Origin of the sequence: Mesomycoplasma ovipneumoniae, from assembly GCF_030012565.1 — a bacterium.
GTDB classification, from domain to species: Bacteria; Bacillota_I; Bacilli_A; order Mycoplasmatales; family Metamycoplasmataceae; genus Mesomycoplasma; species Mesomycoplasma ovipneumoniae_D.
This window is the reverse complement of sequence record NZ_CP124621.1, coordinates 40,794-63,825: the sequence shown is the minus strand read 5'-3', so window position 1 is coordinate 63,825 and position 23,032 is coordinate 40,794. Positions and strand designations below refer to the sequence as shown.

At 29.4% G+C, this 23,032-nt stretch carries 18 protein-coding genes, 1 other RNA gene and 1 pseudogene; 5 read left to right on the top strand and 15 right to left on the bottom strand.

The window, feature by feature from the left end:
• Positions 1-3: 3 nt before the first annotated feature.
• Genes QJQ40_RS00270 through QJQ40_RS00255 form a run of 4 tightly spaced genes read right to left on the bottom strand, consistent with a single transcriptional unit; the run spans position 4 to position 4,702 of the window.
• A complete protein-coding gene (locus QJQ40_RS00270; protein ID WP_282861313.1) occupies positions 4-1,719 on the bottom strand; it encodes a hypothetical protein in 1,716 nt (571 codons plus the stop codon).
• Positions 1,704-2,528, bottom strand: a complete 825-nt coding sequence (locus QJQ40_RS00265; RefSeq protein ID WP_044285780.1) for an ABC transporter permease — start codon at positions 2,526-2,528, stop codon at positions 1,704-1,706. Before QJQ40_RS00265 ends, QJQ40_RS00270 begins: the two co-directional genes overlap by 16 nt.
• Positions 2,521-3,381: an ABC transporter permease gene (locus tag QJQ40_RS00260; RefSeq protein ID WP_124983465.1), complete on the bottom strand. Its 861-nt coding sequence runs from the start codon at positions 3,379-3,381 to the stop codon at positions 2,521-2,523. Before QJQ40_RS00260 ends, QJQ40_RS00265 begins: the two co-directional genes overlap by 8 nt.
• Positions 3,368-4,702, bottom strand: a complete 1,335-nt coding sequence (locus tag QJQ40_RS00255) for an ATP-binding cassette domain-containing protein (RefSeq protein ID WP_282861311.1) — start codon at positions 4,700-4,702, stop codon at positions 3,368-3,370. Before QJQ40_RS00255 ends, QJQ40_RS00260 begins: the two co-directional genes overlap by 14 nt.
• Before the next feature lie 82 nt (positions 4,703-4,784).
• On the opposite strand from QJQ40_RS00255, the gene QJQ40_RS00250 reads away from it, so the two are divergent.
• Positions 4,785-5,174 (top strand): hypothetical protein, encoded by a 390-nt coding sequence (locus tag QJQ40_RS00250; protein WP_282861310.1) that lies wholly within the window; start codon positions 4,785-4,787, stop codon positions 5,172-5,174.
• Positions 5,175-5,201: 27 nt separating this feature from the next.
• Here the strand turns inward: QJQ40_RS00250 and QJQ40_RS00245 are convergent, their stop codons facing one another.
• Positions 5,202-5,897, bottom strand: a complete 696-nt coding sequence (locus tag QJQ40_RS00245; RefSeq protein ID WP_044284323.1) for a potassium channel family protein — start codon at positions 5,895-5,897, stop codon at positions 5,202-5,204.
• A gap of 237 nt (positions 5,898-6,134) precedes the next feature.
• Here QJQ40_RS00245 and QJQ40_RS00240 point away from each other — a divergent pair, with 237 nt between their 5' ends.
• From QJQ40_RS00240 to rpsT, 3 genes are all read left to right on the top strand, one after another.
• Positions 6,135-7,619, top strand: coding sequence for a TrkH family potassium uptake protein (locus tag QJQ40_RS00240; RefSeq protein ID WP_282861309.1), 1,485 nt, complete (start codon positions 6,135-6,137; stop codon positions 7,617-7,619).
• A gap of 97 nt (positions 7,620-7,716) precedes the next feature.
• A complete protein-coding gene (locus QJQ40_RS00235) occupies positions 7,717-8,172 on the top strand; it encodes a YhcH/YjgK/YiaL family protein (RefSeq protein ID WP_282861308.1) in 456 nt (151 codons plus the stop codon).
• A gap of 144 nt (positions 8,173-8,316) precedes the next feature.
• The gene (gene rpsT, locus QJQ40_RS00230) at positions 8,317-8,589 is read left to right on the top strand and encodes a 30S ribosomal protein S20 (RefSeq protein WP_044285775.1); all 273 of its coding nucleotides are present in this window, start codon (positions 8,317-8,319) and stop codon (positions 8,587-8,589) included.
• Between the two features lie 106 nt (positions 8,590-8,695).
• Here rpsT and rplA read toward each other — a convergent pair whose 3' ends face one another.
• The 5 genes and pseudogenes from rplA to tpiA form a co-directional block, all read right to left on the bottom strand.
• Positions 8,696-9,391 (bottom strand): 50S ribosomal protein L1, encoded by a 696-nt coding sequence (rplA, locus tag QJQ40_RS00225; protein ID WP_282861307.1) that lies wholly within the window; start codon positions 9,389-9,391, stop codon positions 8,696-8,698.
• A complete protein-coding gene (rplK, locus tag QJQ40_RS00220; protein ID WP_069099168.1) occupies positions 9,391-9,834 on the bottom strand; it encodes a 50S ribosomal protein L11 in 444 nt (147 codons plus the stop codon). The genes rplA and rplK overlap by 1 nt, the downstream gene beginning before the upstream one ends.
• A gap of 530 nt (positions 9,835-10,364) precedes the next feature.
• Positions 10,365-10,712, bottom strand: an RNA gene (gene rnpB, locus QJQ40_RS00215) — RNase P RNA component class B.
• A 48-nt stretch (positions 10,713-10,760) separates the two neighbouring features.
• Positions 10,761-11,027, bottom strand: coding sequence for a 30S ribosomal protein S15 (gene rpsO / locus QJQ40_RS00210; RefSeq protein WP_044285774.1), 267 nt, complete (start codon positions 11,025-11,027; stop codon positions 10,761-10,763).
• Positions 11,028-11,224: 197 nt separating this feature from the next.
• Positions 11,225-11,941, bottom strand: a pseudogene (tpiA, locus tag QJQ40_RS00205) (triose-phosphate isomerase); the annotation flags it as partial.
• A gap of 165 nt (positions 11,942-12,106) precedes the next feature.
• Between tpiA and QJQ40_RS00200 the strand changes: the two are divergent.
• Positions 12,107-14,182, top strand: a complete 2,076-nt coding sequence (locus tag QJQ40_RS00200) for an ATP-dependent Clp protease ATP-binding subunit (protein WP_282861304.1) — start codon at positions 12,107-12,109, stop codon at positions 14,180-14,182.
• Positions 14,183-14,184: 2 nt separating this feature from the next.
• Here the strand turns inward: QJQ40_RS00200 and QJQ40_RS00195 are convergent, their stop codons facing one another.
• The 5 genes from QJQ40_RS00195 to QJQ40_RS00175 all read right to left on the bottom strand — a co-directional run bounded on the left by QJQ40_RS00195 (position 14,185) and on the right by QJQ40_RS00175 (position 23,017).
• Positions 14,185-17,211, bottom strand: a complete 3,027-nt coding sequence (locus QJQ40_RS00195; RefSeq protein ID WP_282861302.1) for a P110/LppT family adhesin N-terminal domain — start codon at positions 17,209-17,211, stop codon at positions 14,185-14,187.
• 6 nt (positions 17,212-17,217) lie between these two features.
• On the bottom strand, positions 17,218-20,364 hold the full coding sequence (locus QJQ40_RS00190) for a P97 family adhesin (protein WP_282861300.1): 3,147 nt from the start codon (positions 20,362-20,364) through the stop codon (positions 17,218-17,220).
• Positions 20,365-20,383: 19 nt separating this feature from the next.
• Positions 20,384-21,301, bottom strand: coding sequence for an NAD(P)/FAD-dependent oxidoreductase (locus QJQ40_RS00185; RefSeq protein ID WP_282861299.1), 918 nt, complete (start codon positions 21,299-21,301; stop codon positions 20,384-20,386).
• Between the two features lie 109 nt (positions 21,302-21,410).
• The gene (locus tag QJQ40_RS00180) at positions 21,411-22,391 is read right to left on the bottom strand and encodes a prolipoprotein diacylglyceryl transferase (RefSeq protein WP_282861298.1); all 981 of its coding nucleotides are present in this window, start codon (positions 22,389-22,391) and stop codon (positions 21,411-21,413) included.
• 134 nt (positions 22,392-22,525) lie between these two features.
• The gene (locus QJQ40_RS00175) at positions 22,526-23,017 is read right to left on the bottom strand and encodes a peroxiredoxin (protein WP_010321223.1); all 492 of its coding nucleotides are present in this window, start codon (positions 23,015-23,017) and stop codon (positions 22,526-22,528) included.
• Positions 23,018-23,032 lie beyond the last annotated feature (15 nt).

The window sequence follows — 23,032 nt, the reverse complement described above, 5'->3', positions numbered from 1 at the left end:
GTGCTAATTTTTTGTCTTTAAATTATAGTAAGTGCGAATTTGGGAAGCAAGTCTTTCATCCAAAGGCATTAAAAAAGTGTAATTTATCTGATATCTACCCTCGTCAGTGTTATTTTCAGTTGGAATATTCCCATAAAGAGTTTGCTCGGGTTGTTGAGAAAGGTACATATTTAAAGCTCGAAGCGATCTGTTTGATGAAGTTTCAGATTTTATATTATTGTAATTTAAATTTTTCTCGTCATCAATAATTTCATCATTAAGGTCAACAAAAACTGAGCGGTCTTCGCCCTCTAGAGTTTCGCGAACAGTTTTAATTGCATCATTAAAGTAGAATTTCTTAAAGAATTTAAAGGATTTTTTAAATGTTGGGGTGTAATTTATATAGTCAAAATTTGCTGAAAAAGGAATAGATTCATAATCAAAATAAAAACCTTTTCCGTTTTTAGGTTCAAATTTTTCTGTCTCGCTATTTTGGACAAAAGCAAAATCAACCTTGACTTTTGCTTTTTGGACAATTTCTTCTAAGTCAAAATCTTCACCTTTATAAATTCCTTCATAAAGTGAATTATAAATTTTATCGGTCAATTCAGGCGAAGTGTCTTTTAAAATAATTCAGCCATCAAGCAAAGTTAAATTATTTTTTGGACGGATAATTGCAATTGTATTTTCTTCCTCAAGTTCTTCATAATTATCTTTAGAATAATGGGCATCAAGAGAATCGCCATTATATAAAAAGCCAACATCTTGATTCAAAGAAGGATCAATTACTGAATTAGCCAAGTCAAGACCTGAAGTTTTAAAAACATTATGTCGCAAATTGAAATAGTCAAAACCAGAAATTTCACCAATATAGTCAATAAAGCCATCAACAAATGATTTATAGTTATTTTCAGTTAATACTTGACCATATTGATTAGTTTTTTCGCCACCAATTAACAAATTATCTCTCATAGCCTCAGTTCATTCAAAAAAACTGTAACCATTTTTTCTCAAAGTTTTACCTATTCCGCTAAGACTTTGATCTTCAAACTTAAGGCCTTTTTCTTGAATTTGTTCTTTTTGTTCAGCGCTTCAATTGTCCTGAAATTTACGGAGATTTTTTCTTTTACCATTCACATCATAATCGCCAATTGTGTAGGCAATTACTTTGTCTTGAGTATAATAAGGTATGAAAAACTCCCAAAAACGGTCCTGAATTCCGTCATTATCAGTGTCAAGATCTTTTTGGGGATCATAGGCGTCTTTCATAAATTGGTCATATTTATCAACATGCTCAACAATTTCAGGGCGAAACATTTCTTCAAAAGCGGCCCTTTTTTTATTGATAAATTCTTGTCTTTGGGTCAAAGAAAAACTGGCATAATTTTGCGGTTTTTGAAAAACTTTAGTTAGCTCTCAATTTGGAAAAAGTTTTGAATAGTCTATTTTTTGTAAAAGACCTTTTTGAGCCAAACGTGCAATTTGAAAATCTGAACCTACACCAGCAATTGTGCGGTTGTCTTCAATTGCTTTTGTAAATTCGCTAACATCACCAAATTCGCGATAATTAAAATCTTTGTTAATTACATCGCGACCAAAATCAGAAATGTAAGATTCAAAATTATAGACAACTGGTTTGAATGGGAAGCTTGATTTTGAAAAAGATGCAATAAAAACAACACTAACTACCGAAAGTGCGAGTGCTATTTTGGCAAAAAAATTGACTAAATTCTTTTTCATGTTTTTTCCTTTTTATTTTTATAATAAAGTCAAATTAAATTAGAAATCACGGAAATAAAGAGCATAATTGTTCCCAACATTAGCGCTCAAGTTTTAAAAGTTCCTTGATACAAAAGCGTTCCAACTGTTTGGGTGTTTGATGTAATTTTTGTGATTATAAAATCGTCAAAAGAAAGAAAAACAACAACCGGAAAAACCGAAATTATCGCTGGCGACATGTGTTTTAAATAAACCAAAAATCATGCCTTCATTTTTGAGTAGCCTAAATCTTGGGCTGCTTCATATAAACTTAGCGAAAATTTCTCACTTCTTGGATACATTATCAAAATTCCGTAAGGCAAAGTCATGACAATGTGGGAAATAATTGCCCGATACAAACCTTCATAAGCCGCCGAAAGTGAACCAAAAATGAAGCCTAAAATAATTGCAAGTGAAACTGCAGTGATAGCATCTGGATTAATTAAAGGAATATTTGAGGTGACATTTACATAAATTTTCACTGATTTATTTTTTTGTCTTCAGAGGGCAAAAACTGTTAAAAGTGAAAGGAAAACAACGGTTATTGCAGCAAAAAATGCAATAATTAATGAGTTAATTAGCGCTGATGCAAAAGTATCTTTTGCAAATTCGTCAAATGCTTGCAAACTAAATTTGTTTCAGGTTGAAGAGACAAAACCTTTTTTTGACGGACTGTTAAATGAAAAAATAGAACCAAAAATTATTGGAATATAAAAAATAATTATCAAAAATCAAACATAAGTTTTTTTCAAAATCTCGTGTTTTTGAAAAAAATCAATAATTTTAGTCATATTTAAATCCTTTAAGTTTCATGATAACAATCGGCGTAAAATGAATTAGTGTATAAATTCCAATAAAAACTAAAAGTGTGACTAAAACAAGTGATGAAACTCGCGCTAGATCAAAAGGATTTGTTGTGTTTGCAGAATTATTAATTAAATTTCCAATTAGTTGATTTTGTGATCCGTTTGGTAGCAATTTATCTGAGACAACTATTGAAGTTGCTGCCATTAAAAAAACAATCGCAAATCCAGAGCTAATTGCCCGAAAACTATAAGGGAGAACCACTTTAATTAAAACTCAAAATTTTGAATATCCTAAATCAGTGCCAGCTTCAATTAGGTTTTTAGGCATATCTCTGAAAATTGTATAAAGTGGAATTACCATGAAAGGAAAATTGAGAAAAATTAGACCAAGAATCATAAAAGAGTTATTATTTAGCGATCCTTCGTCAAACATTGCCAAAAATAAAGCTCGTAATGAGAAGACTTTTGCAATTGTAAAAATAATTAAAGGTGTAATTATTAATGATAAAGAATAAATTTTAAAAATACGTGATTTTGAATTTGCGACAATAAAAGCATATGGAAAAGCTAAAATTAAGCAAATAAAAGCACTAACTAAACCAACAAAAATTGAACGGGCAATAATTTGCCAAGTTGTTTGCTCTTTTACTAAAAGATGATTGTCAAATGGACTACCGTTTGTCGAAAGTGGACTTACAGATTTAACAAAAAGTAAAATAAGTGGAATAACTATTAAAATTAGGGCAAAAACAAAATAAGGGAGAACAAGACTGATGCGTGGATTTAAATTTTTTTTGAAATTTTGTCAAAATTTATCAAAAAAGCTAAGAGTTTCCACTTTCAATCTCCATTAAATGAATTGCATCATCATCTCATTTTAGATAAACTTCGGTATTAAGATCGTAAAAATCGTTAGTTTCAACGTAAATAATTTTAGAACCGACTTGAATATCTAGTCAGTAATATGAGCCTTTATAAATATTTTGAACCACTTTTCCCTTAAAATATCCAGAATTTAAGTCAATATCGATGTCTTCAGGACGAATAAGTGCATCCAGTTTTTGGCCATAATTAAATTCTGTGTGAATTGTATAGAGCTCAGTCCCAAGAATTTCAACCTTATTTTTTCCAATAAATTTTGCTTCAAAAAAATTGGAATCACCGATGAAATTAGCAACTCATTTATTGGCAGGATAGTCATAAATTTTCTTTGGCACGTCATATTGAGCGATTTTACCGTTGCGAATTACGGCGATTTTATCTGATAATTGAAGGGCTTCATCTTGATCGTGAGTTACAAAAATGAAAGTTAGACCTAATTTTTGCTGAATTTTTTTAAGAAAAACTTGCATTTTTTGTCTAATTTTTGCATCTAAAGCTGATAATGGCTCATCTAATAAAACTATTTCAGGCTCAATAACAAGCGATCTAGCCAGTGCAACTCGCTGTTTCATTCCACCAGATAACTCTGAAATTGCACGGTTTTCGTTGCCACTTAGACCAACAAGTTCGATAATATCTTTAATTTCGCTATCAATTTCCGTTTTTGTTATTTTACGAGTAAGGTATTTTTTTTCAAAAGTTACAGATTTATAAAAAACATAATTTTCCCAGTTAGAATATTTAAAATCTGAATCATCAAGTTTATCCTGTAATTTTTTACGGGTTTTGCTGTCTAAATTGGGATTTTCAAGTTGTTTTTCTAAGTTTGCTTGCAAATTATTAAGTTCAGCAATTTTTTTGTCCTGTTTTGCTTGTCATTTTTGCTTTAAATCTTCGAATTTTTTCCAAGTTGACTGCGGAATTTCAGAGTCACTTTTCTTAATTCTTTTTAATTTTAAGCCAAATTCGATATTTCCTCTAACTGACAAATGTGGAAAAAGTGCATAATCTTGAAAAATAGTCGCTGTATCTCGTTTATGGGCTGGAACATCTTTAATATCAACCCCGTTAAATTTAATTTCGCCTCGGGTTGTTCATTCAAAACCACCAATTAGGCGTAAAATTGTAGTTTTTCCAGATCCAGATGGACCTAAAAGAGTGACAAAATCACCTTTTTTGATGTCCAAATTTATTTGATTTAAAACTTTCTTGTCACCAAATTCCTTATCAACATCAACAAGCGAGATTATTGTTTCACTTTTGTGAAATTTTTGCATTTTATAATTCCCTCTTGAGTAGATAAAATTAAAAACAATATCTAATTTAAATAAAAAAATGTAATTTTATTCTAAAAAAAATATGAAAACTTCATCTTTGAAGAAAAAAATCTTCTCTAATGAAGAGTGGTGGGGAACTTATCGAAAATATCTTCTGATGCAGATTCATGGAAAAAAGCAGCATCATCAAAGAGTGATGCCGCAAACATGTAATATTTTAGTAAATATAAATAGTATTTTCCAAAATCCATGATTATTTGAAAATTATACTATATTTTTAGCTTTACAAAAGAATTTAGCAAAAATAAAATTTTGTACTGTTATTACAAGAACTTTTAAAGCACGTTTTCCTAAAATTTTCACATTTTGGCTCTTTATAGAACCAATTTTTTGCAAAACTGTTGTAACATCACCAATTTTCCTGAATTTAACAAAAATAAAATTTTGTGCTGTTAATTCAAAGAACTTTTAAAGCACTTTTTCCTAAAATTTTCCAATTTTAGCTCTTTATAGACTCCATTTTTTGCAAAACTGTTGTAACATCACCAATTTTTCCGATTATTGTTATCTCATCATTTTGATGAATAATTGTCTCTGCTGCTGGCAAAATTGTTTCTTTATTTCTTTTAATTAAAACCACGTTGACATTATACTGACGCAAATTAGCGTTTTTTATACTTTTATTAATATAGTTTGGTGATTTTACATTAACACTTCCAGCAAATATTCCATTTGCTATTTCTTTAAGATTATCTGCATAATTCAGGAAATTTTTATCAACACTCAAAAGTGCCATTTTAATTCCAGCTTCTTCTTCAGGGCTAATAATTCAGTCAACACCGATTTGTTTTAAAACACGAGCATGTCTTTTGTTAACAGCACGCGCGGCTATTTTTAAGTTGTTAAAAAAATTAATTTCTGTCTGTAATTCTAATAAAGTTGCAATAATTTCAATATTGTCTGAAGTAGCAACGATTATTGTGTCTATATCCTCAAGCCCAACTTCATTACGAATTGCATTTATGTCGCTAGCGTCCATTATAATTGGCTCTACAGTCGCAAATTCACGAATAAATTTTAAATTTTCAGCTCTTTTATCAATGACAATAATATTGTGGCCTGATTCTGCTAGTTGGGTTATTGCTGCTCTACCTAGTCGTCCGGCACCAATTATACAAATATTTGCTCGTTTCATTTACTTAAATTTTATCTAAAAAACAATAAATTGGTTCAAAAATCAGAAAATTTTTGAGGGTAGACAAGCACAAATCTTTTATAGGCTAGTTTTTTTAGCTATTTTTAAATTTTTTTGTTTTTGCTTGGTTTTTTTGAAAAAAAATGTATAATATAATAATTTAGCTTTTTTGTTTGTTTTATATAAGTAAATTAATTGACTATTTTTTAGTTTAGTCAACCATTAAAACGAGGAATAATGAACTTGAAAATTAATATCAAAAATTTTCTGCGGTCCATTTTTTCTCTTAAAAAGATACACATTATTTTTACTTTTTACACGTTAGTTATTCTTCTTGGGGCCGGAATTCTAACAGGATCGTTTTCACACTCTGAAAATTCAGAAAAAATTAATTTTTTTTCGGCACTTTTTACTTCAGTTTCTGCCTTTAGTGACACTGGACTTAGTTTGGTTGACACTGGCACAAGTTTTAATGTTTTTGGACAAGCTATTATTGCAATTTTAATTTCTATGGGAGGAATTGGAATTTTTGCAATAAAATTCTACATTTTTAACCATTTATTTGGAAAAAAACTAAGCATTTTATCCCGTGAAATTTTGAAAATCGAAAGAGGTTCAAGTAAATTAAGTGAACTAAAAGGCATGATCAAGGTTTCTATTAATTTTTTTATGATTCTTGTTTTGATTAGTAGCCTTACTCTTAGTCTTTATTTTTATTTTTACGATGCTGATCCTCAAAAATTTTCATTTCAAAAATCACCTTATAAAAATATATCTTTATCACTAAGATTTGCTGTTTTTCATAGCATTTCTGCAATTAATAATGCTGGATTTGATATAATCGGGCCAAATAGTTTTGAGCCTTATTATCACGCTTATTTTTTGCAAATTATGATAATAATTCTGACAATAATAGGAGGAATTGGCTACCCGGTAATTTATGATTTTTTTAGCTTTTTCAAACTTAAACTTTCTAAGCAAAAAATAAAAAGATTTAGATTTTCCTTATTTACTAAAGTTTCAATTTTGAGCTATTTTGTTATTGCCCTAATTGGCTTTATTCTTTTAATTACTTTTGAAGCTAGTTCAAATTCTCCTTTTACTTTTTGGAATCAAAAGCAAAATGGCACCTGATTTGATAAATCATTTGCATTATTATTTCATAATTTTATGACTCGTTCAACTGGTTTTTTTACATTTGACTTAAAACAGCTAACTCAACCAAGCACATTTTTAACAAGTTTATTGATGTTTATTGGCTCTGCGCCTTCTTCTACAGGTGGTGGAATTCGTGTTACAACTTTTTGAATTTTTATCGCCGTGGTTTTATCTAAACTTAGGGGAACTAGTGACGTTAATATATTTAAAAGAAAAATCACAACAGATAAAATTGTTTCGGCTGCGAGTGTGTTTTTTATATCATTTATTTTAGTAATAGCGGTAGTTTTTCTCTCGAGTTTTTCACTAGATAGTATTTCAAACCAGGAAAAAACTGGCGAATATAGAATTTATCATTTAATTTTTGAGGTTATGTCGGCTTTTGGAACTTCGGGTCTGTCGACCGGTTTAATTCGAGATTTATCTGTTGTTTCACAAATTGGATTTATGATTATTATGCTAATTGGTCAGCTCGGAATTACCTCTTTTATTTACGTTTGACAAGGCGATAATATCGGCAAACAGAATAAAACTTACATAACTGAAGATATTTTAATAGGGTAATTTTTTAGCTTAAAAATGATTAATTTGAAATTTATTCTTTTTTGGTCAATTTTTTTGCTATAATTTAAGAAAAATATAAATAAAAGAGGGGTGGAAAATGATTTATGACAAATTAGAAAATTTTAGCAAATATAGTTGTTTAAATGAAAATTTTGCAAAATTAGCAAAATATCTAAAAGAAACTGACCTAGCAAAATTACCACTAGGCAAAACTGTAATTGATGAAGACAGAATTTTTGTTATACATGTTGATTTTGAAAGTTTCGATGATACAAACGCTCTCTATGAATATCACAAACGATATGCAGATGTTCATGTAGTACTTGACGAAAAAGAACAATATTTCTTTGATTTTTCAGAGAAATTAGTCAATAAAGTAACTGATTATTCTGAAGAAAATGATGTAGCTCTTTATAAAAAAGATTCGACCCGAAATTTAATTAGACCGTTAAAAGGCGAATTTTTAATTTTTCTACCTGGCGATGCTCATTTGCCAAAATATACTGGGCAAATTGGCACAGTTAGAAAAATAATTTTTAAAGTTGAATATTAGTCTTATTGAGTTTAAATTTTTTTATTAAGTCTAGAGATTAAAAATTCATTTTTTAAATATAAATAACATATTTTTATGGTATAATTTTTAGTACTGTTTTTTAAAGGGCTGAAATAAACTATTATATATAAATATAGGAAAAAAATGGCAAATATAAAATCCAAAATTAAATCAATCACCAAAATGCAAAAAGCAAGAGCAAGAAATAATGCAATTAAATCTCGTGTAAAAACAGCAATCAAAAAGGCTAAGCTAGCTGTTACAAGTCACGCAGAAAATCAAAATGAATTAGTTGCAAAAGCTCATAAAGAAATTGCAAAGGCAAAATCAAAAGGTGTTTTCCACAAAGGAAAAGCATCACGAAAAATTTCTAGACTTCATTTGTTTGTTAATAAACATCAAAAAACAACAGTTTAATCTCTTTCCTGTTTTAATAATAAATTTTTGAAAATTTTTCGAAGCCCAAAATAAAAAAACCCCTTAAATTTAAAGGGTTTTTTTATTTTTTACAGGTTATTTTTTATTACAAATTGTCGAAGCGAATTTTAATAGAAGGACCCATTGAAGCTGAAACAGTTAAGTTTTTGAAATAATTTCCTTTAACTGAATTTGGTTTCAATTTACGGATTAATTGTAAAAGGGTTTTAGCGTTTTGGACTAAATGATCGGCTTCCATATTGGTTTTTCCAATTAATGAGTGAATAATTCCGTATTTATCAGCACGATAATTTGCTTTACCTTTTTTAATTTCAGCTACAGCTTTTTCTGGTGTTGGGGTAACTGTACCTGTTTTTGGGTTAGGCATAAGCCCTTTTGGTCCTAATTTTTTCCCGTATCTTCCTAAAACTGGCATTAATTTAGGCTCAACAACAATAACATCAAAATCAAAATTATCAATTTTCAAGTTTTGCTCAAGTTCAGCTGTTGAATAAATTAAATCAGCACCTGCTTCTTTAGCTTTAGCTGCTACCTCTGATGAATCAGTTGCAACAAGCACGCGTACAGATTTCCCGGTTCCATAAGGTAAAACAACAGAACCTCTTAATTGTTGGTCAGCTTTTCGAGTATCTAAATTAAGCCGAATAGCTAAATCAACAGAGCCAGAAAATTTAGTATATGATGTTTTTTTAACCAATTCCATCGCTTCTTCAAGTGAATAATAATGATTTTTATCAACTAATTCACGAGACTGAGCTAATTTACGTGAAATTTTTTTCATTATTTAACTCCTTGTAAAAATTCTTCGATACCTTCAACTTCAACGCCCATTTGTTTGGCGGTCCCATAAACTGTAAGAATTGCTTTTTCAATATTATCAGTATTTAAATCTGGTAATTTATATTCTGCAATTTCTTTAAGTTGTGCAAGAGTAATTTTAGCCACTTTTTCAGCTTTAGATTTTTTAGATCCAGATTCGATTTTTGCAGCTTGTTTAATTTTGTAAGAAGTTGGGCTTGTATATAACTGAAATTCAAAGCTTTTATCTTTAAAAACAGTAATTTTTACAGGAACTGGTTCGCTTCCACGATTTTTTGTTTCATCGTTAAATTTTCTTGTAAATTCAGGCATTACAATACCAAGACCTGCAAGAGCTGGTCCGGGTTTTGCTTGACCGGCATTGAATTGCAATTTTGCAACTCTAACTACATTTTTTTTTACCATTTCGAGCATCCTTTTATTTTTTTTAGTTCTCTTAGTGGTTAACGGTTTGAAACCTTCCACAAAAATTATTTAAAATTATACCACAAAAATTATTTAAAATTATGGCAAAAAAAATTTATTTAACAAAAATAATTTTTTTTGCACTAAAAAAACCACAACGTGTGGCTTTTATTTCTTTAAATTAGTGTTCTGTGACAAAAAGATGTAATATTTTTATAAATAAAACAACAATTTCGTCAACTTTGACCACTGAAGACCATCAATTTAAAATTTTAATTTTAACTCAATTTAAGATGTTCCTCGATCTCATTGTTTCTAACCTCCATAAATTTTTACCATTAAATTTTACCATAAAACTATTAAAAATCCAAAAATCAGTAAAATTTGCATGTTTTTAAAAATCATGATTTTGTATGACATGCAAATTTATTTTATGATAAATAAGACTTTAGAAGTCTAAACAAAATGAGCAAAAAATTACAAAAGTGTACATTTAAATAAAAAAACAGCGAATTTTCGCTGTTTTTTGCACTAATAAGCCGCGTTCTGTATTAGTCAACCATTTATCTAGGTCTTTTACAACCTTCCAATTTAAGTTCGTTTCCCAAATTGGATTCCCCTACCAAAATTTAGGTTTCTAGCTCATGGAGTTTACCGCGTTTCACTTTATTTGTTAGGATTTTTTAGGAGTGAACAATGATTATGAAAAATTTATAAAATAATAAACAAATAAACTCGTCTCTGTGGCACTTGTCGTCTAGGCTTGGATTTCTTAGATCCAACATGAACACTACTACCATCGCAGGTAGTGCTAGCGCGGACTTTCCTCAAATATTTTTAAATTAAAAACTTAAAAATACCAGCGGTTGACTTGTGCAAAATTAAATTATACCATACTTTAAAATATTTGGTAAAAATTTAAAAAATTATTTACGTATATTTAAAGCTTCGATTGTCTCTTTGTAAGTTTCAAAACTTTTTTGTTTTAAGTAAGAAAGTAATTTTTTACGTTTATTAACCTTTGCAATAAAACCTCGCATTGAATGTTTGTCCTTTTTATTATTTTCAAAATGAACTTTTAATTTTTCAATGTCTTCGGTTAAAATTGCAATTTGAACGGCTGTATCACCGGTGTTTTTAGCGTTTTTTCCAAACTTTAAAATTAATTCTTGTTTTTTCGCTTTTGAAATCATTTTAATTCCTTTAAAAAAATAAATAAATACAAATTTAAACCTAGCAATAATTCGCGAAACTATTAAAACCAAGCATAAATTTAACTAATAAATCAGGCAAATTATTCGTCTAGATCGATATCATTGCATCCACAATGACTATCATCTTCTAAAATGCCAGAATTTAGTGGATCTGTTGCGCATGCATCAGAAAATTCTACCATTTTATAAAATTGCTTAGGATCTAATGATGCACCACCAACAAGTATACCATCAATAAGTTCTGAATTTAAAAAATCTGCATAATTTTGTGAGTTAACAGAACCTCCGTAAATAACTTTAACATTTTTGCCAAATTCTTCTTTAATTAAGGACGAAATTTCATTGGCAATTGCAGCAGATGCTGTTTTTCCGGTTCCAATTGCTCAAATTGGTTCATAAGCTATTATCGCTTTTTCGAAATTTAGCACGTCTTTTACGGCATTTATTTGTGAAATTATAACTTCATTAGTTAATTTATTTTCATATTGTTCTAATGTTTCCCCGACACAAAACACGGGAGTTATGCCATATTTTTGTGCTTGTCAAATTTTTTGAGCTAAAACTTCATCAGTTTCATTAAAAAACATTCTTCGCTCAGAATGACCAATTATTATATAACTAACACCTAAATCCTTTAGCATTTTGGCGCTAATTTCGCCTGTGTAAGCTCCGGATTCGAACTGGCTAACGTTTTGAGCAGCTATTTTTAATGTTTTAACCTGAGATTTAGAAATTTCACTTAATAAAGTAAAAGGAGGGGCAATCGCAAACTCCATTGTTTTAGCGACTTTTTTTGGATTTTTGTTAAAAAGCGCGTCAAATTCAAAAAGGAAATCATAAAATTCCTTTCTGATTTGATTCATTTTTCAATTCCCGATAACAATTTTTTTCATGATATAAGTAAAAATTATAACATAAATTAGCCAAAATAATAGTGTTATTTTTTAAGTTTCTAATTTAATAAAAAAAATTTTTGGCACTTAATTGCCACGAGTGACAAAAATATGTTATAATTATTTTTGCATTAATGTAAAAAAATAAAAATAAGGAAGAAAAAAATGGAAATTAAACTCGAAAATCTTGAAAAATATGCAAGAAATTTAACTAAACTAGCAAAAGAAAACAAAATTGAGCCTGTAATTGGGCGAGATTCTGAAATTAGAAGAATTATAAAAATTTTGTCAAGAAAGACAAAAAATAACCCTGTTCTAGTCGGCGATCCCGGTGTTGGAAAAACAGCAATTGTTGAAGGAATGGCACTAAAAATAATTGCAGGACAAGTTCCTGATAATTTAAAAAATAAGCAAATATTTGAACTTGACCTTACAAGTATTCTCGCTGGAGCCTCATATAAAGGTGAATTTGAGCGAAGAATTAAGGCAATTTTAACTGAAATTGAACAAAGATCTGATGAACTTATTATTTTTATTGACGAAATTCACTTATTAATTGGAACCGGTTCATCTGGATCTGATTCAATGGATTTTGCTAATATTTTAAAACCAATAATGGCTCGAGGCGGAATTAAATTAATTGGCGCAACAACAAATTCTGAATATCGACTTTATATCGAAAAAGATGGAGCGCTCGAACGAAGAATGCAAAAAGTTGAAGTTTCAGAGCCTTCAGTTGTTGATACCATCAATATTTTGCGCGGAATTAAGGAGCGATTTGAAAATTTTCACCAGGTAAAAATTCTTGACTCAGCTTTAATTTTTGCCGCAAAAATGGCAAACAGATATATTTTTGACCGTTTTTTGCCTGATAAAGCCATTGACTTGGTTGACGAAGCGGCTGCTTCTTTAAAAGTGGAAATTAATTACCAACCAGAAAAACTTGAAAAAGCAAAGCGCGAATTGATTAATTTGAAAATGATGGAAATTAATTCGACAAATTCGAACAACGAAGATCTCAAAAAACAAATAGCTGAGGTTGAAAATCAGGTTGACCAAATGCAAAAAGAATGAAACGACTCGCGAAATTTAGCTTCAAAAATTGCAAATTTGTCAACAAAAGTTGAAGAATTAAAACACAAACAAAACACACTAATGGACCAGGGCGATTATCAAGGTGCTTCGCAAATCAAGTATGTAAAAATTCCTAAAATTATGGAAGAATTGGAAAAATTAAAGGAAAAACAGATTGAATTTTCTAACGTTCTTGATGAGAACCATATTGCAAAAGTTGTCTCAAATTGAACTAAAATTCCAATTGGCAAACTTTTAGAATCCGAAAGTCAAAAATATATTAATTTAGAGGAAAATCTTAAAAAAGTCATTAAAGGACAAAATCAAGCTTTAAAATCAGTTTCAGAGGCCATTTTAAGATTTAAGGCAAAAATTAATGATGAACAAAGACCAATTGCATCCTTTTTATTTGTAGGTCCTACTGGTGTTGGAAAAACTGAAGTTGCCCGTGCGCTTGCCCAAAATTTATTTGACAATAAAAATCAAATTATTCGGCTTGATATGTCAGAATATATGGAAAAACATAGTATTTCTAAGCTAATTGGGGCTCCTCCAGGTTATATTGGTTTTGAGCAAGGTGGAATTTTAACTAACAAAATTAGACAAAATCCATATTCAATTGTTCTGGTTGATGAAATTGAAAAGGCACATCCTGAAGTTATTAATATTTTTTTACAAATTCTTGATAACGGCGAGCTTCTTGATAGCAAATCTATAAAAGTAAACTTTCGCAACACAATTATTATTTTAACTTCAAATATTGGTGCTAACAAAATTCTTGAAGGCAAAAAAATTGACGAATCTAACATCAAAAATGAATTATTAGTATATTTAAAACCTGAATTTATCAATAGAATTGACGAAATTATTGTCTTTAACCCTTTAAATCGCGAGGTAATTTCTGAAATTATCCACCTAGAACTTGATACTTTCAAAAAAAGATTAATAGAAAATAATTTTGAGATAGATTTTAATGATTCTGTTATTGACTGAATTATTCAATCTGGTTATGATAAAAATTTTGGCGCTCGTCCAATCAAAAGATTTATCAAAAAAAATATAGAAAGTTTTATTGCTCAAAAAATAGTTACAAAAGAAATAACAGAAAATTCAAAATATAGATTGTCTTATAAACAAAATAATCTATATTTGGAAAAAGAAAAATAGTTTTATTTTAATGCTGTTGCAAAGGCTTTTTCAAAATCTTCTTTTTTGGAAAATTGGTTATTAAATTGTATAAAATATCTAAACAAAACTTCTGATTTTTCGGAGGTTTTGTTGTTTTCTTCATCTCCAAAATGAAGGGTTAAAATTTTTGCTGGGGTTGGTGAAGTTGCTGTTGAAGAAGCAGGTGAAGAAGTTGTAGAAACAGTTGAAGTTGCTGTGGTGGTTGGGGTCGATGTTGGTGTTGTTGAAGGAGTTGTAACTGTTGTGGCTGAAGTAGTTGGGGCTGTTGCTGATGTTGAAGATCCCGAAGTTCCCGAAGAACCTAAACTTGTTGAAGAAGAATTCTGAGTAGATCAAAAGTTTTTTTCTAGTTCGATTTGTGGTTGATCTTTTGATTTTGGAGTTGCAATTTTTACAATTATCTTTTGAGAATTTTGAGTTTGAACCCCTGAAGTTGAAGATGAATTCTCATTCAAAGCATTGTAAGAAAGAACAAAATTAGTAAATTGACCTTCATCAACAGGCAAAATACCAATAATTTTTTCGTTTTGATTTGTATTTGCAGTACTTGATTCAATATCTGCCTTTTTTGAAACACCTATTAGCCAAACTGGAGTATTATCAGGAATTGAGTCTGAATTTGTTGTATTTAAGTTTGTTAAATCGCTTTTTTTGGATAGTTTTTTAACTCAAATTAAATTAGGATCCTGATTTGTTTGTTGATCAGATGTTCCGTTTTGTTCTGTAATAAATTTAAGGACAACTTTAGATTGGTTAGGTTCTAAGTTATTTTGGACTGAAAATGAATAAAAAAATGCAGTATTTTCTTCAAAAGCTACAGTTTTTTCAAAATTTTCGTCAGTTTTATAAAATAATTTTAAATAATTATCATTTAGACTTGGATATAAAATTCCTGAATTTCTGACAAGTTTAACTTTCTTATCAGTCTTTTTTGAAGAGTCAAGGCTAAGTTCAACTTGAGGATTTGTGATTGATTTTAGGCCTTTAATTTCTGAGTGAAATAGATTGCTTTCATCAGAAGCATCAACATTATATCCACCAGATCCGTCAATAAAAAAATTTGCTTGATTTTCTTTGGCTAATAATAATTGCGGATTTGTTGGTGACAAGCCGCTTATTTTTATATCTTTTTGTCCTAAAATTTTATTAAATCTGTCATAAATACTAATTGTTATTGTTAATTGGCCGGTAGAACTTTCAAAAAATAAATTATATTTAACCCCATATGAAAAAATTTGCTTAGAATTAATTATATCATTCATTTTAGCAAAAATTTTTGATAAAACTTCTTCAGGTTTGTCATTTTCATCAGTTTTTTTTCAGGTCGGAAATGTTAATGAATCTTTAAAAAAGTCTTTAAATCACGTCACAATTGCTCTTTGACTAGTTAAACTATCATAAGTTGGACTACTTTCTAAATTAACAATTTCTAAGCCTTTACTTGTGTTTCTATTCTCTTGAAAAGAATAAAAACTAGCATTAATTGACCTTAAATTATTAATAACTTCAGCGCCGTCTAAATAATTAAATTTTTGCCTTACAATATAAAGATCATTATCCTTAATCACCGAATCCAAATATCTTTGTGCTAAATTTTTAAAAGGTTTTAGGGTGTAAATAAAATTAAATTTACGGTAATTTTCTTGAGTTTGTGAGTTATTTAAATTTTCTTGACTTGAATTTTCAGAATTATTTGTACCAGCATCTTGAAATAAGGATACCTGATTTTGAAGGGTTTTTTGCACTTGGACAGGTGGATTTTGTTGTAAATTTGATACACTTACATTCTCAGGAGTTGACTGGTTTTGGGCTAGATTTTCAATTTGTTTAGCCTTAAAATCGATTTGAACCATAAGTTCAACTTCGCCAATTCGGTCCATTTGAATATTTGTTCCAAACAACCTTACATTAAAATTTGGCAAGGAATTTGTGAATAAATTTTGTAATTTTGATATATCAAAGAGATTGCTATGATCAGTTTGGGACACCAAAAAAGTAGATAAAGACACATTTTGTGCAACAATTTCTTGAATTTTTTCATCTTTTAAGATGATAAGTTCATCATCAGTTCTAATTAAATTATTAAGATAATTAGTAACTTGTGCATAATCTAATAAATTTGAAACTTTTAAATCGAATGTGCGAATTTTAGTTTTATTTGAGTCAAAAACTCCAAAGGAAATTCACAAATTACCTGTTGAATCGTCAACATTTTTAAAAATTATGTTTCCTGATTGGTCTGTTTCAAAATCAAAATGGGTGCTCTCGGGAAAATTTACTAAATTGTCATTTGAGTCTAAAAATAAAAAAGAACCAAATTTTTCAAGGGTTTTTTTAGCATCTTTTGTATTTTTATACTCAGAATTTAGCGCTTGAACAAGCGAAAGTGCGTTTCATTTTTGGTTTATTTGTGCTGTTTGCAAAATAAAAGCGGACTTTTGTTGGTCAATATTAAAGTTTATAAATGGAATATCACCTTTGCCATTAAAGCCACGAATTGAATGAACTTTTGAATAAGTTTTATTTGTAAATTGATCATGAGCCGAAAAAACAACATTAATTAAATTATTATTAACAACTTTTGTAACTAGATCGTCATTTTCAACATCAGATTTATTGATAGGATTGATATTAAGTTTTAAAAAAGGATATTTTGAACTAAAATTGGTAAGGTTAAAAATTGTAGTAAGATGAAAATTAGATGCTGAATCACGAGATAAATCGAGAATTTGTTCGGCTGAATATTTAGAAAAATCCTCGTCAATTTGCATTTGATCAACAATTTTTTCAAATTCTTCATTTGAAAGTTGAATCCCTTTTTGATTAACCTCAGTTTTTTCTAAATTTCGCTGATCAACAACATCAAAATATTTTGACTCAACCAGCGAATAAGTTAAATAAGAAAAACCTAAAATTGCACCAATTGCAATAGGTCAAGTCGCCATAATCATTAAAGATCTGGTGTGTGAAACTTTTTTTACTTTTCTTACTATTTTAGTTTTTTTCATTTTTTCCTAATTTCGATTTAACTGCCTTTTTGGTCTAATGACTGTAAAAATAAGCGGATATTTTGCTTCATTTTCTTGCGGTACAAAGGGATCTAGATTATTTTTGAGTTGCGGCTGTGCGGTCTGAGTTGCAGGTTGTTGAGTTTGAGGTGGTTGTTGAGGTTGTTGAGGTTGTTGAGGTTGTGGAGTTGGAGCTGGCTGAGTTTGCGCTGGTGGGTTTGGAACTGACGGAACTGAAACTGAAGTTGAATCTTGAGGGCTAGTTGGATTTTGTACTGAATTATCAGGATTATTTTGCTCGTTATCTACAGTGTTTGGAATGAAAATTTGAGATTTTTCAGCTGAATTTAGATTTTTTACGGCAAATCTAATTTTCAAATTTCCAAATTTATCCTTGAAAACGCTATCTTTTTTATATACAAGCCCATGACCATTTAATAAAGGATAAATTTGAACAAAAGTAGAAAAACCAAAAAGTTTTTTAATACTCTCTAATGTTTGTTTAAAATCTTTATCTTCTTTATTAAACTCAGAATTTAGAACTTCTTCAGCGGTTTTAGAAAATGTAAGTGCAGTTGCAAAATTAGACTCATCAAGCTCTAATTTTAAAAGATTTTGTGGAAAATTTAAAACAACATTGGACAAGACTTCAATTTCACTTTGAGGATTTTGATCTGTAAAAACATCTAATTTTAGCGAATTAATTGGGGTTCTAAAAACAATTTTATTGTTTATAGCAGAGGTAAAAATATAATAATAACCTAATGTAAAAATCTCTTTTTTGGGACTATTATCACTTTCAGAAGCTTCCTGATCGGCAACCTGAACTGGGTTTGGGGTTGAATTTTGGCCTTCAGAATCGATTTGTTCTGGGTTTGGATTGGCTAGAAAAACAATTTTATAAGAAAGATTTTCGCCAAGTGTTTCAAACTGCTTAACTAAACTATTATTTTTATAAGTTTCTATAAATAATTCAGAAAATGTTTGAGCATTTAAATCTGCTTGTGACTGTCCATTTTTTTGATTTAAAGCTTCAATTTTAGAAATTAAGTCGCTAAATCCCGTAATTAAATATTGATTTTGAAGATTTGAAACAATTTTTTCATTAATAGTTTGAATTTTTGGGGCTAAATTAGTATCAGGAGTTTGACTTTCTGAGTTTTGTTGTTGGTTTCCTTGATTTTCGGGTTGCTGAGAATCTTGAGAACCTGTGTTGTTTTCAGAATTTTCAGTTTCTGTTTCCTGAAATTGGGTTGCTTGTGCGGCGACAGTTTCATTTTTTGGGGCTGAATCAAGACTTTGAGTTTCAGAAGTTTGCTGTTGGTCACCCAAAGTGTCAGATTTTATTTCCGCAAGAGAATTAAAAAGAATTTTAAGGTATTTTTGAGCTTCTTGTTCAGGTAAGGTCAAAATATTTTTTACAAAATATATAAATTCTTGATTATTTTCAAAAAAAGCACGAGTATTTGTGTTATTTTCTAGTGCTTGTGGAGTTAGTGTTTTTTTGGAAAACTCAGAAATAGTTGGAAAATCATATTTAAAAGTTCAGGAATTTAAAATTTGAGTTTCAGGAAAGTTAAGATTAAATTTTGAAGAATTTATTAAAATATTATAAATTTCTTCATGTGCATTTGAGTCAATTAACCTTTGAATTTCATCTTTTGAAACATAATCAAAAGATGAAAAAATTTCATCTTTTTTATTTTTATCAGTAAGATAATCTAAATTAACAACTGGAATTTGGCTAAAATTTTTAGGGTCAAATGTAGAAACATTTTGGGATTCAGAATTTTTAAAATTTCTTAAAACAAGTTCTGAAGATTTAGTTAATTTTTCTGAACCATCTTCATTAAGGGGATAAAAAATTTCAAACGGTATGCGAACTAGCGATGACTGCTCGTCTGAATCAAGTTGAATTTTTTCAACTATAATATTAAAGCCAAATTTTTGCTTGATTTTTGGATCTAAGTCATCATAATCGGTAAAATCAAGTTGTAAATCTGAATTAATAAAAGAATTAAGGGCTATTTTTGCTTCTTCAGGTGTTTTTAATGCTTTTGTTTCTTCGTTATATTTAAGAAAGTTATAAACTCAAGATATTGATTTTTGTGAAATATCAACTTTGTTGTCTTGATTTTCGTTTGAAAATTGATCAATTTTTAGATCTGTTAGCTTTGGAATTTGTATAAAAAGTTTGGGATCAATAAAAGCAGACTTATTTTTAGCTGAATCAAAAAGTAAAAAAGTAAAATTTTTAGTTATATTTGTATTAAAATTTTTTGGGAATACTTCTTTGGCTTCATCTGTAAAACTAATTTTACCTTGTATTTCTAAAAAATCTGAGTGCAATTGCGAAGGTTGAACTCAAGTGTTTTTATTATTTTTTATAATTTCAATTTTGTAAGGAAAAACTAACTTATTTTCATGTTTAATAGCAAAGTTTTTGTTAGTTAAAATTGACTCAAAGTCAAAGTCAAAAAAATCATGAACCTTTTTAATAAAACTTTCTGCACTTTGCTCAGAATTTGCTTCTGCTAAAAAGTCGCTTGCAAGCCAAATTTTAGGTGAGATTTTATTTTGCTCGCCTCTAGAAAATGGTCTAATATTTTGAAGATTTATTTGGAGCGCTTGGTAAAAATTTTCCAGAAAAAAAGTTGAATTAGGACTTATAGAAATTTTGTCAGTTCTTATATCAGATTTTATAATTCTCGAGTGATTATAAGTTTTGAGCAAAAATTCAACATTAAATTGTTGATTTGCATCATCTGGTTTTACATCTACAAACTCAAGTCAAATTCCGTTTGGCAACTTATATGGTTGCAATCTTTTATTTTCAAGACTAAAAAGATCGAAAAAATCACCTTGGTTTGGTGAGTTTTGAATTTTTTTTCACTCTTCTTTTAGTGAGGCATAAGTTGAAAAAGGTGAAACTTTTTGAGCATTAAAACTAAGAGCATTAATTTTAGTTATTGTTCTATTTAAATCCTCAACAGTTGTTTGATAAGAATTTTTTTTAATTAAGCCAAAACCATAAGAAATACCGACTGAAATTCCTAAAACACCAAGAAATGATGCGGATAAAGTAAGTCCTAGTAAAATTTTTGATTTTTTTGTTAAAAATTTCGTTTTGGAAAATTTCTTAACTATTTTCACTATATAGGAACCTTTTTTTTTACTTAATTCGATTAGTTAAAATTTTACCAACAATTGCACCATCATTTGCGGCAGTAACAATTTGTCTAATTTCTTTTGTAACAACATCACCAACAGCATAAACTCCAGAAATTTTTGACTGTCCGTATTTGTCAACTTGAATAAAATTAAATTTATCAAGAATTTCTTTATGGTTTTTTTGCAAAAAGCTAGTAGCTGGTAAAAAACCAATGTATGGGAAAAGTGACTTAATTTCTAGTGTTTTTTGCTCACCGTTGTGATCAATAATTGCTGACTCAAGTGCGCCATCTCCTTGAAGCTCTAAAACTTTAGCGTTAAATAAAATTTCAACATTTTTGTTTTTTTTGAGTTCTTCTATTAAAAGTGGTTCGGCGATAAATTTGTCATCACGAACTAAAACATAAACTTTTGAAGCTATTGAAGCTAAAAAACTTGATTCCTCAACAGCAGAATTTCCTCCTCCAATAACGATTGAAGGTTGGTTAGCATAAAAAGGACCATCGCAAACAACACAATAAGAAACACCTTTACCTTCAAAATCAAGGTAATTTTTAATATCTAGCGGTTTTCTTTCGACCATTCCTGAGGCTACAACAACGGATTTTGCTGTGAAAGTTTTACCATTTTTACAAATAACTTTGTGATCAAAAGGTGAGTTAGATTCAATATAATCAACATCACAATAACGGTGTTTTGTTCCGAATTTTAGTGAGTGTTTATACATTCTTAGCGCTAAAGATGCACCATCAATGAACTCATCTCCAGGTCAATTTTCAATTTTAGATTGTGAAACAAGCTTCCCGCCTGGGGCTCCTTTTTCCAAAATTAGAACTTTTAAATTACCACGAGAAGCATAAAGAGCAGTTGTTAGACCAGCTGGCCCTGCTCCGATTATTATAACATCATAATTTTCCATGACTAAACCCCTTAAGAATAAAATTTTAATGATTATAAATAATTATATAATATTAAATTATAAAAAACATTAAAAACTAATGTTTTTCGTTGTAAAATTTCAATTTTGCCTAAGCCTCTAAGATTTTTGGTTCTGATTTTGCAGGCTCAGAAAGGTTGCGATTTCATCTAATTCAAGGCAAACCAATATAGCGTCTGTTTTCTTTTGTGTATCTTTCAGAAAATGCTAATTTTAACTTTTTGTTTTCAATTTTTACATAGTAATTTGTGAAAAATTGAAAGCGGATGAACAACAAAATTCCCAGAATTATCATTAAAATTGCAATTACAAAATAATAAACATATGATTCTTGCCGTAAAAATTCCATAGAAGCCCGGACAATTCCGTAATATAAAATGTATAGCGCCCCTGTTGAACCTGGTTTGAGTCATGAAAAAAGGTTTAATACTCATACAATTACCAAGTAACCAAATAGCGAAGTTAGTGATTCATAGAAAAATAATGGAACACGGAGTTGACCATTTGGCGCATGTTTATCGGCAATAAACATATTTTTTCGAATAAAATCACCTAATCAATTTACGGTTTTACCTTCAGGATCAAGGAATCCATAGACTTCGTGATTTGTAAAATTTCCTCATCTTCCTAAAAATTGGCCAATTAGAACCGCTGGCAAGATAAAAGAAAAGCCTTTTCGTCAATCAAAACTAGCCCGTTTTCGATATGCATAAATTAAATTTGCAACAGTTGGAAAAATAACACCTCATTGAATTGAGAGTCCACCTTGGCGAATATTTCATCACTGTTGTAATGATGTAAGATCACCAACCACTAAACGCTCAAGAATATATCCGAAACGTGCTCCAACAATAGAAATAGGAATTGTGATAAAAATCAGCGCGGCTAAATGATCAAATTTATAACCTTCGCGTTTTCAGAAAAAATAAATTGTGATAATTGACGCAACCATACCCAGAACGACTGTGAGGGCATAAATTGGAATTCAATCCTGAATTAACCAAAAAGCCTCACCTTCTTTAAAAGGGCGTTCATTTATTAGGTCAGCGGGAATTTTTGTAAGGTCATTCATTGTTATTCCTATTTTATTTTGTCTTATAAATTATATCACTTTTTTTATTTTTAAAAAATAAATAAAAAATACACAATTAAATGTGCATTTCTTGAATATATAAATAAAAATTAATTTTTAAGTTTTTAGCAAAATTATGAAAGGTTTTGAAGATGTTTTTCTAATTGTTCAAAATTAATTTGATCGTGAACATCAGAATTAGGTTCAACAACTAAAACTTTTCCTTCAGAGTCAACAATAATATAACCACGATTTAATAAAAATACATCATCAATTAAAAATCCAGTGGCTAATCCAAAACTACGCAAACGATAGTCAGAATATATCTCCATATTTTCGGATAAATTTGCATTTTTTCACTGAGCAATCGCGGAAGGAAGATCAAGTGAAACTGAAATAAATCTAAATTGTGAATATTTCCTTGATAAATCGCGGATGGATGTTGTTTGTTCATCGCAAATTTTGGTATTAATTGAAGGAAAAATCGAAATTAGCGTTGTTTTTCCAAAATTTTTAAAGTCAACAACATCAAAATTTATATCACTAACGGTAAATTCTAGTTTTTCTCCTGGTTGTATTAATGATGAAACTAAATTATATGCTTTGTTCTTGAATTTTGTTTGCATCTTGCCACCTTTCGT